Source organism: Bacteroides timonensis (genome assembly GCF_000513195.1).
GTDB classification, from domain to species: domain Bacteria; phylum Bacteroidota; class Bacteroidia; order Bacteroidales; family Bacteroidaceae; genus Bacteroides; species Bacteroides timonensis.
Window position 1 is genome coordinate 33988 of the sequence record NZ_CBVI010000115.1, and the last position, 24368, is coordinate 58355.

Annotated in this window: 12 protein-coding genes; 1 reads left to right on the top strand and 11 read right to left on the bottom strand. The window is 45.3% G+C overall.

Features of this window, described 5'->3' with window-relative positions; genetic code table 11:
* Positions 1 to 90: 90 nt before the first annotated feature.
* The 7 genes from BN161_RS21055 to BN161_RS21085 all read right to left on the bottom strand — a co-directional run bounded on the left by BN161_RS21055 (position 91) and on the right by BN161_RS21085 (position 14101).
* The gene (locus BN161_RS21055; RefSeq protein WP_044269998.1) at positions 91 to 1587 is read right to left on the bottom strand and encodes an MFS transporter; all 1497 of its coding nucleotides are present in this window, start codon (positions 1585 to 1587) and stop codon (positions 91 to 93) included.
* Positions 1588 to 1660: 73 nt separating this feature from the next.
* Positions 1661 to 3334 (bottom strand): sialate O-acetylesterase, encoded by a 1674-nt coding sequence (locus BN161_RS21060; protein ID WP_044270000.1) that lies wholly within the window; start codon positions 3332 to 3334, stop codon positions 1661 to 1663.
* A gap of 151 nt (positions 3335 to 3485) precedes the next feature.
* Positions 3486 to 5198, bottom strand: coding sequence for a GH35 family beta-galactosidase (locus tag BN161_RS21065; RefSeq protein WP_044270001.1), 1713 nt, complete (start codon positions 5196 to 5198; stop codon positions 3486 to 3488).
* A gap of 269 nt (positions 5199 to 5467) precedes the next feature.
* Positions 5468 to 7786, bottom strand: coding sequence for an endo-1,4-beta-xylanase (locus tag BN161_RS21070; protein ID WP_044270002.1), 2319 nt, complete (start codon positions 7784 to 7786; stop codon positions 5468 to 5470).
* 32 nt (positions 7787 to 7818) lie between these two features.
* Positions 7819 to 9222, bottom strand: coding sequence for a glycan-binding surface protein (locus tag BN161_RS21075; protein ID WP_044270003.1), 1404 nt, complete (start codon positions 9220 to 9222; stop codon positions 7819 to 7821).
* A 15-nt stretch (positions 9223 to 9237) separates the two neighbouring features.
* Entirely contained in the window at positions 9238 to 10926 is a 1689-nt protein-coding gene (locus BN161_RS21080) for a RagB/SusD family nutrient uptake outer membrane protein (protein ID WP_044270004.1), read from the bottom strand.
* A 22-nt stretch (positions 10927 to 10948) separates the two neighbouring features.
* Positions 10949 to 14101, bottom strand: coding sequence for a SusC/RagA family TonB-linked outer membrane protein (locus BN161_RS21085; protein ID WP_044270005.1), 3153 nt, complete (start codon positions 14099 to 14101; stop codon positions 10949 to 10951).
* A gap of 584 nt (positions 14102 to 14685) precedes the next feature.
* Here BN161_RS21085 and BN161_RS21090 point away from each other — a divergent pair.
* Positions 14686 to 18789 carry a hybrid sensor histidine kinase/response regulator transcription factor gene (locus BN161_RS21090; protein WP_044270006.1) on the top strand — a complete coding sequence of 1368 codons (4104 nt, stop codon included), beginning with the start codon at positions 14686 to 14688 and terminating at the stop codon, positions 18787 to 18789.
* Positions 18790 to 18930: 141 nt separating this feature from the next.
* On the opposite strand, the gene BN161_RS21095 is transcribed toward BN161_RS21090, so the two are convergent.
* The 4 genes from BN161_RS21095 to BN161_RS21110 all read right to left on the bottom strand — a co-directional run bounded on the left by BN161_RS21095 (position 18931) and on the right by BN161_RS21110 (position 24360).
* Entirely contained in the window at positions 18931 to 20862 is a 1932-nt protein-coding gene (locus BN161_RS21095) for a transglycosylase domain-containing protein (protein WP_044270007.1), read from the bottom strand.
* Between the two features lie 72 nt (positions 20863 to 20934).
* On the bottom strand, positions 20935 to 22140 hold the full coding sequence (locus BN161_RS21100) for a hypothetical protein (protein ID WP_044270038.1): 1206 nt from the start codon (positions 22138 to 22140) through the stop codon (positions 20935 to 20937).
* A gap of 12 nt (positions 22141 to 22152) precedes the next feature.
* On the bottom strand, positions 22153 to 22797 hold the full coding sequence (locus BN161_RS21105) for an ATP-binding cassette domain-containing protein (protein WP_007215518.1): 645 nt from the start codon (positions 22795 to 22797) through the stop codon (positions 22153 to 22155).
* Positions 22798 to 22809: 12 nt separating this feature from the next.
* Entirely contained in the window at positions 22810 to 24360 is a 1551-nt protein-coding gene (locus BN161_RS21110) for a DUF4836 family protein (protein ID WP_044270009.1), read from the bottom strand.
* Positions 24361 to 24368 lie beyond the last annotated feature (8 nt).

Genomic DNA, 24368 nt, shown 5'->3' on the forward strand with positions numbered 1-24368 from the left:
CCTTCAAGAAGGAGGAGAATTTAGATAGTACAAGCTGTTATTTAACTCATTTCAGACCGGGATTAGGAAAATATCCCGTACCCGGGGTGGTTAATAATCTTCTTTACTTCTGCGTTCCGTCAGTTCAGCCTGCATCTCTTCATTATACTTCTTTGTAATAGGATAGAAGTACAGCGCTATGACACCGATAAAGAACGTAACAGCCGGAATAATACTGGATGAAAGCACGATACCATGAATAGCCGATTCGCTTTGTGCGATCCCTGCACCCGATACATAACCGAAACCGGAGAGCAGGAAACCCAAAATAGCGCCGCCAATACCCAATCCGGCCTTCAGGGCAAACACCACACCTGCGAACACGAAACCCGTTGCACGGCGGTGATTGACATATTCCGAATGATCCGCCACGTCAGCAATCATAGCCCAAAGCAATGGAACGGTGGGAGCGTATGCCAAACTCTTGAGGAAGTTCAGGACGAACATTGTTTCTACATCCGTTTCATTCGGGAAATAGAAGAAGGCGGTGAACACTGCCGTCAGTGCCAGACAAACGATAAACACCGATTTCTTTCCGAAACGATTGGCTAAGAAGCCGGACAGGAAGATAACGCCGAAGAACTGTACCACTGCTCCCAGCATATTAAACACACCGAACCCCACTTCATAAGCCCTTTCAGGACTACTGACAATAAGGCCGAAAGCATTCAGTATCGTATAGCCCACCGAATCACTGGTCTGTGTAGCCACCAACCCCAGTTTATCGAGGAAGGCAAATAATGCGCCCGAATCCACATAATTCTCAAAGTAGTAGTTCATAGCGCTTCCCCACATGGCGAGGGTAGTGAAAAGGAAGAGTGTCAGGATGAACATCGCCCGCCAGGGAATATTCTTGAATACATCCTTGATATCTTTCCGGGTATCAGTTTTCTGATTTGCCGGCGGTGTGATACGTTCGCGGCTGGAGAAGAAGGTAATAACCAGGAACACGAAACCGATGACTGCAAACAAGGAAATAGTGCATAGCCAACCGTGCCCCTTATCACCGCTTTCACCTGCAAACTTGCTTACCAGCGGGAGCGTCAAGCCCTGTACCACAAACTGCGCAATGGTAGCGGCAACGAAACGGATAGACGTAATGCTTGTACGTTCCTTGATGTCACTTGACATTACACCACCCAACGATGCGTACGGTGTATTGTTGAACGAGTAAAGCGTCATCAACAAGGTATAAGAGATTGTAGCATATACCGCTACCAAACCTTTATCCTCGATACCGGGATTGTAGAATGCCAGCACATAGAACACCATGAACGGCAATGCAGTCCAGAGTACCCATGGGCGGTATTTGCCCCATTTGGTTTGTGTCCGGTCGGACAATATACCTACGGTAGGGTCTACAAAAGCGTCCACAATGCGGGCAATCAGCATCACTGATCCTGCAATGGCGCCTTCCAGACCGAAGACATCGGTATAAAACTTGGTTTGGTAAATCATCATCATCTGGAACACGAGGTTCGCGGAGCAATCTCCTAAACTATAGCCAATCTTCTCGGCCATAGACACTTTTTGACTTAGTGCGTTCATAGTGCTGTATTATTCAGTTATTAATTGTCAGTAATCAGTTGTTCGCTTGCTGTTATCCGTTTCCGGCTGTCCGTCATTTATTATTCTCCAGCGCACTTTCTGCTGCGCGTTGTCCCAGGGTTTTCTTATCCAATGGATGTATATCGTTCCATTCGCCCAGGTCACTGTTGCGGATGAGTCGGGTGTTCCGGTTGGTTTCAGCTACTTTGGCCTGTTCTTTGCGCATCTCAGCCCAGGCCTGCCGACCGCTGACGTCATCTCGGGACAGGAAGTCTGCCAGCTCTACAATGTAGAAAGGTAATTCCGGGTTGCCGAATGTGCTGCGCCAATCAGCAATCAGAGCTGTCAGTAGGGCAGCGTATTCATTGCGGCGGTCCACATTGGACTCTCCCTGATACCAGAGGACACCACGGATGCCATAGTTTTGTAACGGGGCAATCATGGCATTGTACAGGCATACCGGTTTGTAACAGAAGAACATCATTCCCGGAGCCGGAGGCATGGAAGCACCCTGTCTGTATTTCCATTCTCCTTGCAGGCTTACTTCTTCATTTCCGCAAATAATCTTATAAGGTTTCTCCTTCACAAAGTGCGGATAACCGTTATTGCTGATGAGGCGTATGGTCACTGTATTCTTCTTTCCCGCTTTCAGTACACCTGCCGGAATGGTATAGATGCGTGGAGGATACTGGTAGGAAATAGTACCTACGAATGTACCGTTCACATAGACGGAGTCTGCATCTACGATGCAACCTAAACGCAAGGTCGCTTCTTTTCCATTCCAATCCTGCGGTACTTCCACTTCTTTGCGGAACCAGTGCGAACCGTTTATCGGATTCAAACCGTTGGTTCCCCAGTCGGTAGAGAATAAATCAACGGTCTTCCAGTCTTTATCATTGTAGTTGGCGGCATACCAAGGTGTTGCTTCGTGCAGTCCTGCATCTCCCCGGTATAGGGAAGTGTTCCAGCGATAGAAGTTCAAACCTTCTGTCTGTTTAATGCTTTTCAGATAAGCATCATCTTCATATTGCCGTTTATCATTGATATATTTCGGAAATTCTTTCAGTCCTTCTTCGCTTATCCACGCCTCAACGGGAGTTCCGCCCCAACTGGAGTTTATCAGTCCGACGGGTATGTTGTTCTTTTCATACATGGCTTTGGCAAAGAAATAGCCCAGAGCGGAGAAGCTCATTACGTTTTCCTGCGTCAGTGGTTTCCAGGCAACGTAATCCGGCAAGTCCGTTTGCGGTGCATGGAAGTTGAAGATATTGGGTACTTTCAACTGCCTTATATTCGTATTCTCATAAGCGGAGATTTCATCACGGAACATATCCGTAACCCGGCTGACGGACAGTTCCATATTGGACTGACCGGAGCATAGCCATACATCTCCCACCAGAATATCTTTTAGTTCGATGTCATTTACTTGAAGGATGTAAGGCCCGCCCGGTTTCATGGCAGGAAGGGTGAGGGACCATTGGCCGTTTTCATCTGCTGTGGCTGTGTAGATAGCTTTTAGTTTTCCACCTTTTACACCTGTAGGAGTGGCATTCTTCAGGAACTTTACCTGTACACTTTCTCCGGCATCTGCCGTACCCCATACTCGGATGGGTTGTTCGCGTTGCAGTACCATTCCGTCAGAAATCAAGGCAGGCAACTTTACCTTTGCGTCCACCATGGAAGTAGCGCAAAGGCAAAGTAACACTGCCAGACTCAACCTAACTTTATTAAACCTAACCTTATTCATATCTTGTTTATCTTTTTATTCCTTCTGCAGATAAGCCGTAAATCTACCTCTTAGCTTAACCGCCAGCTTACTTCTGGACAAATCGTTAGTCTAACCTGGACAAATCGTTTGTCCACCCTGGACAAGTCGTTCGTCCAACTCTTAAAATATGTTATTTATACTCGTACAACTCCACATGAAGTATCTGGAAATCTCCCACTGAGATGCGCACATGGCGTCCCTGATGGTCCTGATCGCCATTCAGACGGCGGATATAAGAGAGTGTACCGTCCTCGTTCACCTTCACTTCATCTACTGAACCTATGCCGCAACGTGCCCCTTTCCACATCACCTTATCACTTATCACCCTATCCCCCTTTCCTCCTGTCTGGGCAAATCCGTCTTCGCCCAATGCCCGGACTTTGGCCTGATTTTCTGTAGCTTTTTCAAACTCGATAACGATACCACTACCAGCTACTATATACTCATTAGGAGCCAATTTTAATAATATACCTCCACCTTCGGGCCATACACTGCCATCAGTGGCACGCGCATCCCAGGGAAGAGTAAAGAAATGGCGACAGGTTATCTTCAGATCATCCTGATAAATGATACGTTCTTTATTTTCCTGATCGAAAAGTAATCCTTTCATTGCGCCTTTACCCTGATACTTAGCGAGCAGAGGCATGAACTCTTTCAGCGTACGATAGCTTTTCACCAACGGAGAGTTGGGAGAGTCGGAACCTCCTTCGATGGAGAACGGGCTGATACCGATGGCATCATGTTCACCAAAGATATAGAAAGCTCTTACGCCATTATTATCTGTCAGTTTGATTTCGGGAATAAACAACGGGTTGTTGTGTAACTTATATTTAGCTACCCAGTCTGTAAAGCCATTGTCGTACAGGTCGGGAGCAAGAAGGTCGATGCTGGGCGCTCCGCAATGCCATATATCAATAAGGTGTGCCAGCGGACCGGCAGAAGGATATTCCCCCGGCTTCCGGTTGCGGCTGTTCATGGCAGCGTTCACGTATAGTGGAATATTGTAGATGGACCGGGCGCTTTGTGCCATTCTTTCCACATAGCGGGCGTAGTGCCAGGCCATAAATAATTCATCGGTGTAGATATCGGCTCCAAATACTTCTTGCCAGGTACCTTGCTTCTTGCTACCTTGGCTTTCCCATTTCTCAAGCATTTGGGGGTGGAGCGTTTTCTTATTTTTCTGCAAGTAACTCATTAATTCCGCGGGCACCGGTGCATTGAACAGTGCGTTGGCCTCTTTAGAATAGTCTCTGGTATCTTCCAGCATACCTATCTCATTTTCTATCTGTATCATGATGACGGTACCTTCCTCTTTATCAATGGCTGCGACGTGTTCCATCCACCCGGAAAAAGCGCGGTTGTCGGCTTGGAATACATTTTCAGAGAATGCGCTGGCTATTTCGAGTGGTTTCCCTTTTTGTGTATAAGCACGTGGGTATTTCTTGTAGTTTTCCTTGAACCAGAGGGGAGCGTAGCAACTCATGGAGTTCTTCCAGGCACCGAACCAAAGAAAGATTACTTTCAGATCGTTCTGCCGGGCTTGACGGATGACTTTATCTGTGAGGGTGAAGTCGAATTGTCCTTCCTGCGGTTCTATCAAATCCCAGTATGCGGGAACGAGTACTGTATTCAGTCCCATCCGTTGCAGCTTCGGGAAGATACGTTCAATATCTTCTGTGCATGCTGCCGATGAATTTCCTAATTCACCGCCTAAAACAAGAAATGGTTTACCGTCTACTACTAATTGAGTAGCGGTGCCTTGTTTTTGTAATGTACTTTTTTGAGCATTTACATACCCAACTGTCATTACACTCAAAACTAAAATTAAAATCCAATTCTTCATCGTTTGTCTCTGGTATTGATTTGAGATGTTTTCCATTGCAACAAAGATAGTGAGCTATAATTTAGAAAGCTTTTCGCAGTGTTGCAGAAAACTTCATTTCGGTTACATCATTCCTCAATGATGTTACATAATTTTTTGTTTATCGTACATTTCCCTGTTTCAGGGGGTAAAATAGGTGTTTTTACCGTATTCGGGAATAGTTTGGTAAATGGTTTGATGAATGGAATCCGGTAAGGCCGGAGCCTTACCGGATTTCCTGTCTTCACACTTTATTCAGCCGGAGTTTCTTCTCCTTCTGTTTCATACGCATTCTTCCAGTCGTCACCGCTGAAATCTTCACTGATATCTTTTCCGGCAATACCATCGCATACACCTTTATAGGCATGTTTGCGTTCATAGTTTGCGTCGAAAAGGTTCGGTGCATCGCCTGACAGCCAATATTCATGCTCTGCGGCATTATCGCTCAGCGTCCAGATGGTAATACCTGACTGCTGAGATTCAGGAACGTTTGCTTTGTATGATTCAAAGATCATCTGATAAACGTTGGCCTGAGTTGCCAGTTGTTCGGCAGAGGGGCTGGATGTTCCTAATGCTACATCCAATTCTGTTACGCGAACCAGTTTTCCGGTGGCAGCCATTGTCTTGAACATGGCATCTATTTGTTCTCTTGTGATACTGGAAGCAGTCACGTGCATCTGGGTTCCTATACCGTCAACGGTTTGTCCATTGTCTTCGATGTAATTTACGAAGTCTATCAAAGCTGCAAGCTTACTTGGGTTTGTCTCCAGATTGTAATCATTAACATAGAGCTTAACGTCGGCTGCTGCATACTTGCGTGCATATTCAAATGCTTTCACGGCATATTCCTTACCGATGTAGTATCCCCAATAGAAGTGATCGTTTGCCCAGTTCAGGTTCAGACCGTTTTCTTCGTCTTCTACCGGTGCAGTGTCCGGCGCGTCATCACCATTACTCATGAAGTTACCGTCTATGCCACGCCATTGATTGTTGTCCGCAATAGGTTCGTTGATGACATCCCATTCTTTTACGCGTTCCATCCCCTGATGTTGCAGCATACCTTTAATCCATGCTTCCATTGCACCCAGTAAAGCTGCTTTTTTCTCTTCAGGAGTCTTCAGTTTGTAACTAATGCCACCGGCGCGGGTTGATGCGCGTAAAGTCTGGGCTGTTGCAGTTTCTTTCTTTTCACCGAATTTGAAATTGTCAATGTAGTAAGTTCCGGCAACTTTTCCGTAGTTGATGCAGAGGCGAGCTATACCTTCATGGCTACAAACAAATTCGCCTTCAATAGGTATCCACTGATCAACGGCTGTTGCAGCACTTACATATCCTTCACCGTTACCGCCATTGGCGTCTTGTACCTGGAATGTGAAGTCCGGATTGATGACGGTTGCCTTTACCATAGCAGAGTACATGTAGGTCTTTCCAACGGTTAATGTCTCTGGGAATGAGTGAGCAGTCTGAGCACTCCAGGAATCTCCATCGGAAGGATTGACCATCACCATGCAGTAATCACTGTTGTAGCCTTGTCCCTTTTCTGAGATAGTACGGGTAGAGCCATTACCCCAACCGAACCATGAGCCGAGAGTTCCGTCTTCAAACTTTCCGTCGTCTATGATATTGATCATCTTTTCCTCTATCTTCTTTCCGAACTTGAAGTCATCTACCCATAAATTGCTTCCCGGCGTTCCGCCGAATTGAATACCTATGCGTTCGATGTTTTCAGTGTCACCTTCTGTATAGGTGAATTCGCCCGTACAGAGAATCCAGTCGCTTGGTGCGGTAAATTTGTCTTTATAGATACCTGCATAAGAAGCATTCTGCCCTATGAACTGAACCTCTAAGCCGACATCCGATTTTACCCAGAACGAGTAAGCGTAGGTTACGCCTATTTCAAGCAATCCCGTCGGCCAGAATAGCTGACTGTCATAGTTCACGTTTGATTCATTGGTCATGGTGAAGTGAAGGGCGTAGTCACTGTCGCGACCCGGTTGCTCCACGGCGTAAGTATATTTCCCCCATAGGCCTGTCCATCCATTTGCATTGCCTCCTTCAAATCCGTAGTTACTGATGACATTCTCGCATACATCATCATCACCTACCTCAACGATAACTTCCGGCGCGATCAGTGATTTCAGGTATGTCTGTTTTTGCTGAGTATGCCAGAGGAAGTTATGCCCATATATCTGGATGTCGGCCGGAACCAGGTTCAGGAATGCGTCGATTGTTGTGAAATCCAATTCACCGTTCGCTTTTACTACAGCCGAATGTTTCATGGCGTTTCCGGTTGTAAACATCTGGAAGTTAGCATCGGCTATGGTTCTGTATGTCGCATCGTTGATGTATAGATCGGCTCCTAAGCCAAGTCCTACATTCATGTTAGGAGCATATTGTGCCACATACGATTTTATGTAGTCATAATTTGCTATCTTTTCCTTTAATGCAAGAGGAATGTCGGAGGCTGTGATACTTCCGTCGGAGTTTTTCCATTCCATTATCTGGTCATCGCAACTACTCCATGTCAGTGCACAAGCCATCAGTGGAAGAATAATTCTATTTAGTTTCATAATTCTTAATGTTTAATGGGTTTCTACTGAGTTTATTCCGTAGTTTCTTCATCTTCAGGATAATCGGAGATCGTGACAGTCTTGTAAGGTACTACACGCCAGTTGTCCAGATAGATACGGCTTGAGAAAGCTGTGGATGTGATGCTTACATCTTGGTAAGTAAAGTCTGTATTGACAAATCCCATACCGAAGTTTCTGTAAGTGGCGGCATTGCGGTCTTCTACCACATTTTGGAATACCGGGCTTTCTTTATCTTCTATCATGGTGGCGTATTTGTTGAACTGGCTAAACGGAATAGTTACAGTCTGCCAACCTGTGGTTGAGAATGGAACGATAGCACCTTCCTGAATCCAAGGAACATAGAATGCCACTTGATTGGAAGCACCATCATCGTCGGAACCTATACCTCCGAAATTGAAGTTGTTGAATAAGCTTATTTGCAGATGTCCTGTGCCGCTCCATGCTTCGGGCACATAAACGTCGAATTGCAATGCTACTTCGGTCAGTGGGGTAGTTGCCGGTATATAAGAATACATACGGCTCCAATCATCTGCTGCATCGTCATTGCCGGCTGTCCAACATTCGGATACACGCGGTTTGCCGGATATAACTCCTGCTTTTAATAAACGTTCGGGAACAATCTGAACGCATTTGCCACGTCCGCTATCATGAGGATCTTCTACAAGGTCGTCAGCGTTTATCATCGAACCGGTTTCGCTCCAGCTCCAGAAGCCTTGGCTGCCATTGCCATCGAAATCAAGTATCATACAGTCTGCAAAGTTGAAGTAAGCCGGAGTGGCTGCCTGTCCGTTGGCGCCTTCCGAATAGATGGAACCGCTTCCTGAATAGTTTTCCGGCATGATGAATGAATACCATTCACCGTCTTCATCGCTTTCAATGTCGGCTGTGATTTCTATTCCGCCGGGCAGGGTTACTTTGGTGGTTTCCTGTAGGCCGGTGCCGTATACGGTTACTTTCTCCTTGTCCTTAGGTAAAGTATTGCTGATGCCTGTTATGGTAGGAGATGCTGCACGGATGATGAAGGGGTACTCCAGCGTGGCGTCATCTTTTACAAAGTGGATCTTATTGCGGTCTGCCTCTTCAGCGTCTTCAACGGGAGTATTGCTGTTGATTTGAATCAACATGGAGTGGTCGGTTACGTAGGCGCGGTTAAAGTAAGTCTCATATCCGTTGATGTAGACTTTCTTCATGCCATAGAGTCCGCTACCTTCTACACGGATCAACTGTCCGAGGCGTGCGAAAGTAACCGGTCGGTCGGGTACAGACGATTCATAATCTTCCAGATAGATCTGGTCAATCACAATCTTTGTGCTTTGGTATTTGCTGTCAAAGTATTTATCCTCCTCATTGCATGAGGTGATGCCTGCGGCCAGGCATGACAAGCATAATATCCATATATATTTTAAGCTTTTCATATCTTCTATAGTTTGTTAATCATTGAACAAATCATTTTCTGTGACTTCTTTTGCGCCGAATTCGTAAGCTACCGGGTCGTTATTCAGAAGCGGATTACGTCCGCGGTCTACATCCGAGATAGGCAGTGTCAGATTGGCCGATGTAGCGGTTGAAACTCCGGTTCCGTCAGAAGTCTTTGCATACTGGCAGGCTTCTGTTTCATCCCATTCGTAACCGGCATTACGCTCTTGGCTGTTGAGGTAGTTCACCACTTCCTGTTGCTGGTAATAGGAACGGCGCAGCAGATCGTACCAGTACTGTCCTTCCAGAGCAAGCTCGATGCGGCGTTCGTAATGGATATCTGAATATGTGATGGTTGTCAGGGACGGCATACCAGCACGTTTGCGCACCGCATTGAAGGCGTCACAAGCTGCTTGATCGCTGGTCGAAGCATTATTTCCAAGAATTGCTTCGGCAAGATTCAGATATACTTCTGCCAGACGCATCATGTAGGTATTCATTCCACTGCTTTGTGCATAGCTTTGGCCATTGTCGTCAATCTTACCTATCACGTATTTTTTGAAGTTACATTTGTTGTCATAGCCGGTTTCGGTGACGTTATACGTGTATCCTCCGTTCTTGGTGTTGAGATCCGGATAATATTCACCTACGGTGGCGATAGTGTAATGGCGGCGGGTACGGTCTTGAGGATCGTAAGCACGTACAAGGTCATAAGAGGCATAGGTGGCATTACCCCAGTTCTGTTCGCTTACCATAGTAGACCAGCCAAAATAGGTTGATATGGAATTATTGCATCCCCAACCGATGGCATCCGTGCTACCCTGCAACCACTGCAACTGGAAGATGGCTTCACTGTTGTTGTTGCATGTGCTTGGTGCGAAAAGGTCTCCATAGTTGTCGAGAAGTGAATACGGGCCTTCTTCGATCACCTTCGTGGCAGCTTTGCGCGCCATATCCAGATAGTACGTGTTGCGCGAACCGCGGTTGAAATCAGTAGCTATATTACTGTCGTTGTATTCGCCTTCGGTTGTCAAACCTGCCATAGAGAGATACATGCGTGACAGAATAGCGTAAGCACTGTAACAAGTGACGCGACCTACATCAGATGCTGTCTTGCTGAGGTTGACTGCTGCATATTCGAGGTCGCGGATAGCGAATTCTATCACATCCACACCACGGTTGGCGGGAACCACAGAGTTGTTTACTTGTTCTGCCGTATTTTCATAGATGATACCTTTGTTCCATAAAGAGCCGATGTACCAGTATGCCAGTCCGCGCATGAAGCGTGCTTCGGCATAAGCTTGTACTTTGGCTTTTTCACTGACTTGCGGACCGGAATAATCCTTAATATTGTTGATGGCGTAGTTGGATTGTGCCACTACGGAGTAGAAAGATCCCCAGGCATCTTCAAGTCCCGGACTCAATGCTGTTTCCGTAAAGTTAGTATAAGGATAGATATAGTCTGACCAACGGGCGGTGATATTGTTTGCACGTCCATCTCCCATGCTATAGTAGGCCTTATCATTAAAACTGTTCCACACATAGTTATAAAGCGGTGCGGTAGCTGCTTCCAGAGCCTCGTCAGTGTCGAAGAAGGTCTCTTGGTTGGCACTGGTGGTGTTATCGTGTGTCAAGAAGTCCTCGCAGGAACTCAATACCAATGAACCGGCCAATGTTGCTATGATTAATATCTTATTTTTCATACGTATAATTCTTTTTAAAGGATTAGAAGGATATGTTTAATCCGAATGTGTAGATGCGTGGCGAAGGATAACGTCCGTAGTCCACACCTGTCATTAATGCATCTCCATAGATGGCACCTACTTCAGGGTCGAGGCCTTTATATTTGCTCCAGGTGTATACATTCTGTATGTTGGCATAGATTCTCGCATTGTTGAGGAAAATCTTGTTTATCCACTTCTTGGGGAATGTATAGCCGATGGAAATATTCTGGAGGCGGATGTAAGAAGCGTCTTCTACAAGCATATCGCTGATACGGGTGAAGTTATTGTTAGCATCCGATTCCTGCAAAGCCGGCAATGTAGTGACAGAGCCGTTTACTACATGGAGGTTACGATAGTCGTCATCCGGACCGTTGGGGTCTATCAAACCTATCTGTGCATAGTTCAGCGAAGATTTGAGTATGTTACCGTTGGAGCGGGGATCTTCAATACGGTAGCGGGTCAGATTCAAAGCCTTGTTGCCGTAAGACCCCGAGAAGAATATTGTCAGATCGAATCCTTTGTAAGAGAATGTATTACCGATACCGTAAGTGAACTTTGGTTCCGGGTTTCCGATGTAGGTACAGTCTTCGTTGTTGATGACACCGTCACCGTTGCGGTCCTCATAGATATAGTCGCCTATCCACGTACTGTTCTTGGCAATTGTATTACCTTCGGGTATGGCTACTTGCTTCACGTTGCCATCGGCATCTTTGTAGTAGAAATCCGTCGGTTCATCGAAACGTCCGATTACTTTGTAGCCCCAGAATTGTCCGATAGGCTGTCCTACGGTCGTTTTGGTTACGATGTAGCTTGCGGAACTGGGTTGATAACTCTTTTCAATGGAAGAATTGTCCGTATCGAGTTCCAGCACTTTGTTACGGTTGAGTGAGAATACGAGGTTGGATGTCCATTGGAAATCCTTGTTTGTGATGTTAGTCGTATTCACGGTAAGCTCGATACCTTTGTTCTCAAGAGAACCTACATTACCCCAAGGATTGGAAGCGGCACCTTGTCCACTTGAACCGAGATAGGCGGGCAAGGGGAGTTGCAGCAACAGATTTTTAGTCTTCTTATAATATACATCGGCAATTACTTCGATACGATTCTGGAATAAACCGAGGTCGATACCTACGTTATAAGAATGAGTGGTTTCCCATGTCAGGTCAGGGTTGGCGGTATTGCCTGTCAGTACACCGGTTCCCCAGGGAGTGGTTTTGTAAGAGAGCAGTGCCATATAAGCATAGTCGCTTACGTTCTGGTTACCCGTGGCACCCCAACCTGCGCGGAGTTTCAGGTTGTTGATAATTGCGTTGTTGCGCAGGAATGATTCCTGTGACGCACGCCATGCAAGAGCCACTGCCGGAAACCAACCCCACTTATTGCCTTTGGCGAATTTGGAGGAACCGTCCCGACGAATGGTAGCGGTCAGCAGGTAGCGTTCGTCAAAAGAGTAGAAGGCACGTCCGAAGAAGGAAGCGATGGAATTCACCACGCGTGAACCGGTGGTAGTGGAAGTGGTGACATCACCTGCACTCAGGTCGGGAGTTGTATTACTCAGGAATCCTGTGGCTGTACCTACTTGTGTCTCCCAGTTGGAGTGTGACATTTCCTGACCTACCATTACGTTGATGTTATGTTTTTCTGCAAACGTATTATTATAAGTAAGGATATTGCGCCATGACCAGTATTTGGTATTGGTCTTGGTCCAGCGTGAGGTACGTGTGTCGCTTGTTTTGATACCGAACTGGTAGTCTGGTTGATAATAATAATAGTTATTGAAGTTCCAGTCAGCTGATAATTCCGTCTTGAAAGTTAATCCTTTCAGTAGGTTTGCTTCCAGATAGGTATTGAAACGGAAGTTGGTTTTACGGTTATTGTTGGTGCGTATGGAAGCAAGTCCTACGGGGTTTTCAGGCATCCACACATCGTCCGGACCGTCGAAGGAACCATCGGGAGATGTAACGGCGACCGTAGGTTGCTGTATCAGTGCGCTCATAATCGTATTATTGTCGGTACCGACATTTTGCTTGGATTCAGCAAACGAGAAGTTTACACCTCCGCGTAACCACGATTTGATTTCAGTATCGATATTGGCGCGCAGGGAAAGACGTCGGAAACTGGATCCTAATGCAATACCGTCTTGATCGAGGAATCCGCCGCTAAAAGCATAAGTGGTTTTGTTGTTACCGCCACTGACAGAAATATTATGGCTCGTCATGAAGGCTTTGCTGAACAATTCGTCTTGCCAGTTGGTACCTTCGCCAAGTAAGTCAGGGCGTACGAAAGAGCTGCTTTGTTCTACCAGACCAAGAGCCGAACGGTCATTGTGATGCTGTGCATACTGTCGTAGGTTCAGCATATCCAGTTGTTTAGGCATTTCCTGCCAGCCCGCATAGCCGTCGTAGGTTACGGTTGCTTCGCCTGCCTGTCCGCGTTTAGTAGTAATCATGATGACACCATTGGATGCGCGCGAACCATAGATGGCGGTTGCCGAAGCATCTTTCAGTACGTCCATGGATACGATGTCCGATGGATTGATGCTTGATAAAGGGTTGCTGTTTTCATCGTCAGTAGCAGAGTCCACCACTACGCCGTCTATCACGAAGATAGGCTGGTTGGTGGCGTTCAGTGAGTTGATACCACGGATGCGGATAGAGGTGGACGCACCCGGTGTACCAGAGTTTGCCTGAATCTGCACACCGGCAGCGCGGCCTTGCAACACCTGATCGATAGAAGTCGGAACCGACTTCTTGATGGCCTGGTCATTTACAGATACCACCGAACCCGTCAGGTCCGAACGTTTCATCTGTCCGTAACCTACTACAACGACTTCGTCCAGCATCTCAGTGTCTTCCTTCATCGTAACATTGATTTGTGTCTTCCCGGCTACAGGAATTTCTTGTGTTTTGTAGCCCACAAATGAAATTACGATGGTACTGTTGGATGGAACATTCAGTGTAAAGTTACCGTCGATGTCGGTAATAATACCGTTGCTGGTGCCTTTCTGCACTACGCTCGCACCGATAACCGATTCTCCTGTGGCGTCCTTCACCACACCTTTCACAGTGATATTCTGTGAAAATGCCCATAGAGGTATCAGGCATAATAAGAATAGAAGCCCCAAAGGCTTAAAACAATAATTTGTGCATTTCATACTGAAATTAATTTAGTTGGATAACAATAATATTCTCTTTCTTTAATAAAGATGTGAAGACATGTTTTTCATTTTCAAGTTTCCATATTTGCATTAATCAGATTAAAGGGTTAAACATTACTTTTCGCTTGTGACAAAGGTATTTTATAAAATGGAGAAACAGGTATTTAATTGTAGCCTGTGTTACATTTAAATGTAACATGACTTTTCCCTATGTTACAAAATCATTTGCTGGTGTTACGTCCCGCGGTTGTTGATGCCCGAAAGATAAATAATTAAGTGATAAATCCCATATTCCTTTCACTTATATCATTTATTCCTTTCATCTGCATCAATAAGAGGGCTGATGCAAAAGGTGGCATCTTTTGCTGTAAAAGATGCCATCTTTTGTATCATTAGATGCTACCTTTCGATGTAAAAGATGCCATCTTTTGCAATGAATGTATAAGGCTTCCTGGTGAAAGGGTTTAAGGTTCCGTTCCTTTAGGTATAATGCGGAAGAGATAAAGAACATATATGCAATGGCTTCCCTGCCCATTTCGAAAGTTTTTCTTATCTTTGCTTGCCTTTAAGTATAAAATGCAATGAAAACAGCTCTTAGTAAAATCCTCCTTATAGTCTTATTGCTATGTTTGACCGTCCTGCCTTTGGCGGCGCAAACGGGTAAATTCTATTCTACTAACAACGAATTGTCCAGCAGTCTTATCAACCAGATTTTTCAGGATAAGCGTGGATTTATCTGGATAGCTACCGAGTACGGGCTGAACCGCTTCGACGGACTTCGTTTCTCTAACTATAAGCATATATCCGGCGACTCCACTTCCATTAAAAACAATTATGTGCGCACGCTTTTTGAAGACAGCCGGCAGAATCTGCTGGTAGGTTGCATCGACGGGTTGATGAAGTATGATTCGGAAACGGATACTTTCCGGGAGATTCCAATGATACGCGCGGGCAAGCGGGTTTTTCCACACATCACGCAGATGCAGAAATTGCATAATGGTGAGATCTGGGTAGTAACTACCGGACAGGGTATTTTCCGTTTAGACGAAGAGAAGCAGCAGGCGGAGTCCATTGACGCCATCATGAGGCAAGTGAATTATAACTTCCAGTCGAATTTATATGAAGATTCTGATTATAATATCTGGATTGGTACGGAAGGGCATGGATTGATTTGCTATCTGCCCGCTACGCAAGAAGTCCGTGTGTTCAGATATCCGGTGATTAATGATAACTATGTGTCGGCTATTGGTGAAGATAAGTACGGGAATCTGTTCATCGGCACTCAAAAGCATGGCTTGTCCCGTTATGATCGTGAGCAGAACCGTTTTATTCCTGTTCCCTATACGGGTAGCGAGGAGCTGTCCATCTATTGTCTGACGCTGGTGGACGACCGTCTGTTGATAGGCACCGACGGTCAGGGGCTGAAGACTTACAACCGGATGACCGGGAAGATAGAGGATTATAGTATCAATTCCGCGCCGCTGGATTTTTCGGAAGGAAAGATACACGCTATCATGGAAGACCGGGACAAGAACCTGTGGGTAGGATTGTTTCAGAAAGGCATTGTACTGATGCCCAAGCAGGAGAATCCGTTTGAGTATTATGGCAACAAGTCCATTTATTATAATCCCATCGGACAAGGATGTGTAATGTCCATCTATCAGGATAGTAACCGTCACCTGTGGGTAGGAGCGGACAATGAGGGAATCTTTGAACTAGATGCGGAAGGAAAGAGGCTACGGCATTATCAGCCCGGCAATAACCCGCGTTCGATGGCTAATACGATTATGTGTATGTACGAGGATACGGACGGAGATTTCTGGCTCGGCACGTACACCCGGGGACTGGCAAAACTAAACCGGAGAACCGGTGAGTGCGAATATCCGCTACCGGTGGATAATGAGAAGATTTTCTCGATTACGGAAGACCGGCATAAGAACCTTTATATCGCTACTTTCGGTTCGGGTTTCTACCGCTATAATCTGGTGACGAAGGAGTTGAAGCATTATGAGTCATCTAAAGATGAGTCGGGCGACCTGACCCGGAATGAACTGGCAAATGACTGGGTGAACTACATCTTTTGTGATAGTGAGGGAATGATCTGGCTGGGGCATTATAAAGGTATCAGTTGCTTCAATCCGGTGAATGAGAGTTTCATTAACTACCGCAATGTGAATACTCTGATTGAAGACCGGGTAGGGTATGTTTTGCAGGAAGACCATGCCGGAAATATTTGGGCAGGTACGACGGACGGACTCTATCGCTTCAACAAGAAGACCGAAGAACTGACCTGTTTTACGGTGGCGGATGGTTTGCCTAATAATGTAATCTGTGGAATTTGCGAAGACGAGGAACATAATATGTGGATCAGTACCTATATGGGTATCTGTAAGTATAATGTCGAAAACAACCGTTACATCAATTATTATGCGGGCGACGGATTGCAGGGAAACGAGTTCACGCACGGCGCATTCTATAAAGACCAGGCGGGAAAAGTCTATTTCGGCGGTATAAATGGTATTACCTATTTCCAGCCTTTATCCATAGGGAGTGTGCTGAAAGACACCAAGGTCTGGATTACGGACTTCTTTATCTTCAACCAGCCTGTGCGGAAAAATACGCGTTCGGGAAGACATACCGTTATCTATACGTCTGTGCCGGATGCGAATATGTTCCAACTGGCTCATTACGATAATACGTTCAGTATCGTCTTCTCCACGTTGCAGTATAACAATCCGGAGCAGATATCCTATCAGTACAAGATTGAGGAATTGAGTAACCAGTGGCTCAGTACCGAGCCGGGAGTGAACAGGGTGACTTATAATAATCTTCCGCCGGGCAAATATACTTTCCATGTGCGGGCGCTGAGTCACGGCAATCTTTCGGAGATACGTACAGTTAAGATTCTGATTACTCCGCCCTGGTATGAAATGTGGTGGGCATATTGCATTTATGTTTTTCTGCTCGGCTTGCTTGTATTGGGCATTGTGAACTATATCCTGTCGCGTATGCGCCACCGCCGTGAAATCATGAAGCGCGAACATGCCGAACAACTGAATGAAGCAAAGCTACAGTTCTTTATCAACATCTCGCATGAAATACGTACTCCGATGACGTTGATCATTAATCCCCTGGAGAAATTGTTGGCTGAAAAGAAGGGAGGGGAAGTACAAAAGACTTATCTGATGATTTACCGGAATGCACAACGTATTCTTCGTCTGATAAATCAGTTGATGGATATCCGTAAACTGGATAAGGGACAGATGTTCATGAAGTTCCGTGAAACGGATATGGTTGGTTTCATTGATGATGTGATGCTTACCTTCGATTATATGGCGCGGAAGAAGAAGATAAATTTCAGTTTCGAACACGCTATGCCGCAGTTGAAGGTATGGGTGGATATGAATAACTTCGACAAGATATTGATGAATATCTTCTCCAATGCCTTCAAGTATACACCGGAGCAGGGTGAAATTACGGTTTCGCTTTCCACCGGGCGCGATGCCACCCGTCGCGATCCTCTGAAGGAATATTTTGAAATAACGGTCACGGATAGTGGTATCGGACTCGACCGGGAGAAGATAGAGCGTATATTCGAGCGTTTCTATCAGATAGATAATGATGTGACGAAGTCGAATTTCGGTACGGGTATCGGTTTGCATTTGTCCCGTTCATTGGTGGAACTGCATCATGGCATTATCTTGGCAGAGAACAGGGAGGATGCTCCGGGCAGTCGTTTCGTGATTCGTATTCCTTTGGGTTCAGCACATCTGCGTACGGACGAACTGGAAGATGTGGAAGCACTCATCACCCCTCATCCCGTGCTGGTTAAACCGGAAAAGACGGACTTGGAGGAAGTCTTTGAAGAAGGAGAGGGTGAAGAGGATGAGGAAAGCAAGAAGACCGGTAAGGCGAAGAACCGTATGCGCATATTGATAGTGGAAGATGAGGAGGAGATTCTTTCTTATCTGAAAGAAGAATTGGAAGGGGACTATCGGATAATGACCCGGAAGAATGGCAGGGAGGCTTATGATACTATTCTCGCAGATACTCCTGATCTGGTAATCAGCGATATTATGATGCCGGAAATGGATGGTCTGTCACTTTGCCGGAAGATTAAGCAGAATACGAATGTCAATCATGTGCCTGTAATTTTATTGACTGCCAAGTCGAAACCCGAAGATACCATGGAGGGAATGGCAACCGGTGCGGATGCTTATATGGTGAAGCCTTTCAATACTGAACTGCTGAAGAGTACGATTGCCAACTTGCTTGCTAACCGTAAACTGCTGAAGAGTAAATTCAGTGGTGCGCAACAGCAAGAGGACAAGGTGCAGAAGCTGAGCATGAAATCGGCGGATGAGATATTGATGAGCAAGATAATGAAAGTTATCAATGAGAACCTTTCCAATCCGGATTTGAATGTAGAGATGCTGGCGGCAAATGTCGGTCTAAGTCGCGTCCATGTACATCGGAAGCTGAAAGAACTGACAAACCTTTCGGCACGTGATTTTATCAAGAATATCCGTTTGCAACAGGCTGCCGCACTGCTGAAAGAGAAGAAACTGACGGTTTCCGAAGTGGCGTATGCTACGGGGTATACGAATCTGTCACATTTCTCCAGTTCTTTCAAGGAGGTGCATGGGATGTCGCCTAAGGAGTATATGTTGGCGCATCAGGGGTAAGTTTTAGGAATTTATTTATTATGGAACGGTTATGAATCAGTTACGAGCTACAGGCTACAAGCTACAAGTAGCTGCGCTATGTTCCGAAAGGCACTTGTAGCCTGTAGCTTGTAACTTCATTCCTTTCTTTTCCGTTTTGCTTTATTGCCAACCTTCATTTACAAAACTTGATTTAGCCACTCCTTTTAGTACCACATTATTAATATTTACCTGTGCCGCTTGTGCATCAGTTATCACTTCTTTCTTGGCTAATCTTTCCGCAATCAGGCGGAAGTAGCCTTCCTGGCTTTCTTGCAACCGCCCATCTGCCGTAAATGAGTTTTTGAAGTGTTTCGGTTTTGGAACGATAGAAGCCAGGAAAATACTTTCTTCTAAACTTAACTGTGAGGGGCGTTTGTTAAAGTAGAAAGATGCCGCTTCGTGGATGCCGTAAACCATAGGCCCCCATTCCGCTATGTTCAGGTAAACTTCGTACATGCGTGCCTTTGGAGTGAGGTGTTCGGTTTCGATGAGCCAGACGATAAGCGCTTCTTCCAGTTTGCGGGCAATGTTTTTGTTACGGTTCAGGAAAACATTCTTCACCAATTGCATGGAGATCGTGCTACCTCCGCGGGCAAACTTGCGAACTTCCAGGTCATGAATCAGAGCTTCTCGCATGGCATCCGGCAGGAATCCCCGGTGATAGAAGAAAGCTCCGTCCTCGCTCTGCATGACAGACATTTGCAGCAGAGGAGATATGCTGTCTAAGGGTGTGAAGTTCTCCCATGACGGACCGACTGGGAAGGTGTATACGGGTTGTCCGTTCTCGTACGCTGTATAGATAAACTCATCGGACATCTTACCTAAATCCGTCTTTCCATAATGGAGAATACGGAAATCTTTTTCTTTCAGTTCCGACTCAAACTTCAAGCTATCCAGTTGCGAGAAATCCACATCCAATAGAAAGTGATAAGCTAATTGTCCGGTAGTGCCGAGACCTTCCAGGTTTTCGAAAAGTCCTTTGGGCAATGAACCGAACAACTCTTCCGAAGGGAACCAGGGTTTCCGAACAGAAGCTATAAAATGCCACTCTTTCTTGCCTGTACTTTTTCCGACACGTTCTGCCTTTAAATAAGGATGGAAGGTCAGTGCATTGAAACGTACAAGGCTGGTACTATCCAGTTCTACGGCTTGCGGACTGACATTTACGTGGAAATCCAGTTGTCCGCGATCCAGGTTGATCGTCTCGGACGACAACCGCCTATGATATACCTGCAATCCCCGTACTTCCGACTGGCCAACCAGATATGTGAGTCCGTTGCTTGCTTTTTCTTGTGAGAAGTCGCACGTCAGACTGTCGAACTGTACTTCTGCACCGAATCGGCGGTGGATATAAGGAACAGTCAGTTGTGGAGCGTGTAAAGTTGCATGCAATCGCCTTTCCGAAGGATTAAATTCTCCTTCGGTATTCCATTGTTGGTTCAGGCTGTCTTCTAGAACTGTTATTTCTGATTGGAAATGATAGTCATCAATCACAAAGCGGGGAATACGGAAGCTGACGAAATTACGGTCTTTCCGCTCAGTGATTGTAAGATGGGTGAGTTCACCGTTTCCGGGTAACAGGCCGAAAAGGAGATTTAATGTTGTATTGATGCGACGGGTGTAATCGGTACTGGTATTGCTTTCATTGGAGGCAGTTACTTCGGAAGAGGGCAGGAAAAGGAAATCATAGTTGGCTGTAGAGTCTTTTTTCATGAAATTGAGTGAGAGTCCGTCCAGGCGGACTTCTTTGATCTTGATATCTCTCCACAGCAGTTTCCAAAGACCGATACGGATATTGAGAGATTGAAGGGAAAGCAATGTATCTCTTTTCTGTGGAACCACATTCAGTCCGTCGATAGAGATCGTATTCAACCCCTTCATGTGGAGTTTATTGTAACTTATGTCCAATCCGTAACGCTGTTCCAGTCTGACAATGCGTTTATCTGCGATATGGCGCAGTAGGCTTCCCCGGAAGATGAAAATACCTGTTGATAAAAGAAATAGCAGCATGAGACATGCTACTATTACTTTGGTTACTTTTCGTTTTATCATACTCTTTACTTTTCGGGCGCAAAGGTATGGATAAAAATGTAAGTTGCTACTCTTGAAGCCTAAAAACAGTAATCATTTGTTGCCTTTCCAGATGGAGAGAACTTTCTTTCGTATCAGGAGGATGTTTAAAGCGGATACCACTATAAATAAGATACTTCCGGCAAGGATACAGGGCAGAAGAGAGCCTGTTTCCAGTTGTGGAATAAAAGTTTGCAGGACTCCGGTGTAGTAAGATCTTAACCAGACTACACCAATGACGGCGAGGAGCAGTACCAGTAAATTCAAGCCTACGGTCAATACATGATAGGGCAATGCGACTTTAGAAGGGCTGTAACCTATTAATAGCAGGTTTTCTAACTTTGCCGTATTCTTCTGAAGCAGCAAGAATACACTTAACATCAGAATATAAAAAGACAAGATACTGATAAATAGTCCTACTCCCGAAACAATACCTGTGATGAGGCGGAGGAAATAGGTTGTTTTTCCGGCATCCAGATTGTCTCCTTCGGTTTCATAGTTCTTTTGTAGGAAGTAGTCGGTGATGGCTGTATCTGTGGGATTCTTTACTTCCACGATGAGGCGGGAGGGTTGCGCTTCCCGTTCGGGGGAGAAATTCTGATTTGCCCACTCCATAAAGGATTGAGGAACAAGGATGGTATTCAACCGGTTGGAGAAACCGACGATATTTCCTTTGTATTGTTCTACACGTCCGTTGCCACGCATGTTGATATCCATTTGTATCAGTCCCATCACCCCTTCCGATAATTTCGGCAAGTTACGGCTTTGCGCAAAACCAAAGTTGTAAAGGTTCAGATAATTGCGGGGGATGATGATAGGTATGGTTTGTGTACCTTCATCAAAGTGCCACTTGTCCAGGCTGACATCGACAAAAGCATCGGGAACAGATTCAAAAAACATATCCGTAGAAATACGGATACCGGCTTGTTGCATTCCCAACCCTGCCGATACTTTGAAAAGGGTAGGTGTGAAGGCGCCTACGCTGCGTGTAAAAGGTTGTGCTTCCAGCTCCTTGATTTCATCTTTGGAAAAAGTATTGCTTTGTCCGGTAATGCTGCCAAGAGTGCTGATCTTTTTGGTAGCGATGATATAATCCTTCTTCATGAAACTGTCTCCCTGCGTGAAGACGGGAAGAACATCTTTATAAAATTGCACGCTCAACAGTACAATCAGCATACCGAAGATGTTGGCGAGAAAAAAGCCACTTAATTGTCCGATGCTGATGTGCTGGCGAAGAAGTTTCCAAACAAGCTTGTTCATTGAAATTATCATTTATAGTTTCATCACTTTATTATATTCTAATTCTATATGTTTTCCAATGGAAGTAACAATTATTCCTGCGCCTTGCCGTTCGGCTTCTTCGGTCAGCATGCGTCCCATAAGTGTGCCGTTATCATCATCCAGGTGGCTGATAGGTTCATCCAGAAAGATGAAATCGAACGGTTGGCAGAGGGCACGGATGAAGGCTACACGTTGCTGTTGTCCGAAAGACAACTTTCCGGCTTTCTCGTTTACTTTCTCAGCGATACCGAGTGTTTCAAAAAGTGCAAGGATTTCTTTTTTCTTCTTATAATTGGTGAGTCGGTTCTTCAACTGAACGTTTTCCAAAGCTGTCAGTTCCGGGAAGATGCGCAGCTCCTGGAACAGCATGCTCAGCGAATGTTTCCGCAGTTCCACCCACTCATGAATGGAGAGCGAACGGATATTGCGTTCATCAAAGTTGATGATACCCTGGTAATCGCGGCGATATCCGTAGATATAGCTGCATAGAGAAGATTTACCTGTGCCGGAAGCAGCTTCTATCAGATACCGCTCTCCTTTTCGTAGCACAAGGTCTTGATGCCACACGTCGGATGTGATGGCATCCCGGTCGGCAAACACTTGGGGAAGTGTTTGCCGCAGATGAATGATTTCCATTATTTATCGGGATTAGATGCCTGCAAACCCTTTGATGAAGTTTACGATCTGTTTCAATGCATTTACATTCTTGTCTTTCAGCTGAATGACCATGTCTGCATCATTATTGGAATTGCCGGTTGCTTCTACATAAGCTATCTTATCAACCAGAGCAAAAGCCGTTGCATATTGTGAACCACCGTATTCCGACAGCATTTTCACAATCGGCAAAGCGAGAACCGCTTCTGTATTAATAACGAAAGCACCATTCTTTCCTTTGATATTAGATGCAAATTCGGTATCTTTGATTGAAGGATTAACAGTTTTATCTATGCTCTTATACAACATTTCGTCATTCGTAGCATACAAGCTATTATTGCGGACACCAAAGAATATATTCAGCATTCTGGACTTATATACATATTCGTTCTCACCCAGTTTCAGGATATCTTCTCCACGTTTCAAGCCCAGTTCATTCTTCTTTTCATACAGTAATTGTACGGGTGTCGCACTCTTTACGCTGGCGTACATCAGGAAAGTGGGAGCATTGTCCATTGTGAAGTTTATCAGCCCCATTGCCATATCTTTCTGGAATGTGCCGAACAACTCTTTTACTTCATTGGCCTTGGCAATGGAGAAGTTCTTTTGGAATTGCTCGTTCTCCAGTAGCAGGTTATAGAATTCCTCTCCGTTGATACCCATGCTGATATACATCAGAGTCGATTTAGGGAAATATTTCAGGAAAGTATTCTCTATGGGACAAGTTGCTTTTTTTTGCTTATCGAACAAGGCTTGCAGTTCAGGACTTTCAGTGAAGTTCTCATATTTCATGCTGATCTTACCTTTTTCGAAAGAAAGACTTCCCAACATCTTCAGATCCTTCATGTTAAAAGGCATATCACTTTCTTTGATCATATTGGCGTAAGGACCCATCAGGCTTGCCGGAGAGAACATAGCATCGATATCTCCACCCATTTTCTGCATTTTCTTGAAAACGGCAGTTGAAACAATACTGTTTTCATTGGTCTGTTTCAGCAGTGCAGGAATATCTTGCTTGATTTTTTCAAGTTGGGTAGTACCTTTGTAATTAGTTAGCATAAGTACTGAAGGAGTGTATGCCATGAATACCTGATTACCCATTTGCGTGAACTGAAAGCCATCTCCACTTGCCAGGGGCTGACAAACTTTCTCTTTCTCTAATGTTTCCAGCAGTGCGTGCAGGTCGTCCTCGTTGCTGACTTTTGCAATTACAGTAGTGGGAAATGTCTCAGTATTGAAAACGTATAAAGGTGCCGATACGTCGATTCCCGATTTCTTCGGATCTTTCATTATCATTTCCACTTGCTGGAATGTTGCGGCATTCATGCCACTCTTCATAGCATCCGTCAGCTTTTGCTGCGCTTCTTTGTTCTCCTTGTCATTGAGCCCTGCTTTATCAACCAATGATTTCATGTTGATACTGACTACCGTAGAGGCATTGGCAGGAATAACATTCGTATATTCGAACTTCTTCTCGGAACATGCGCTGACAAGAGCTATCACTACAGCCATCAACGCCAAACGGGGAAACAAACTTTTCTTCATACAATTCT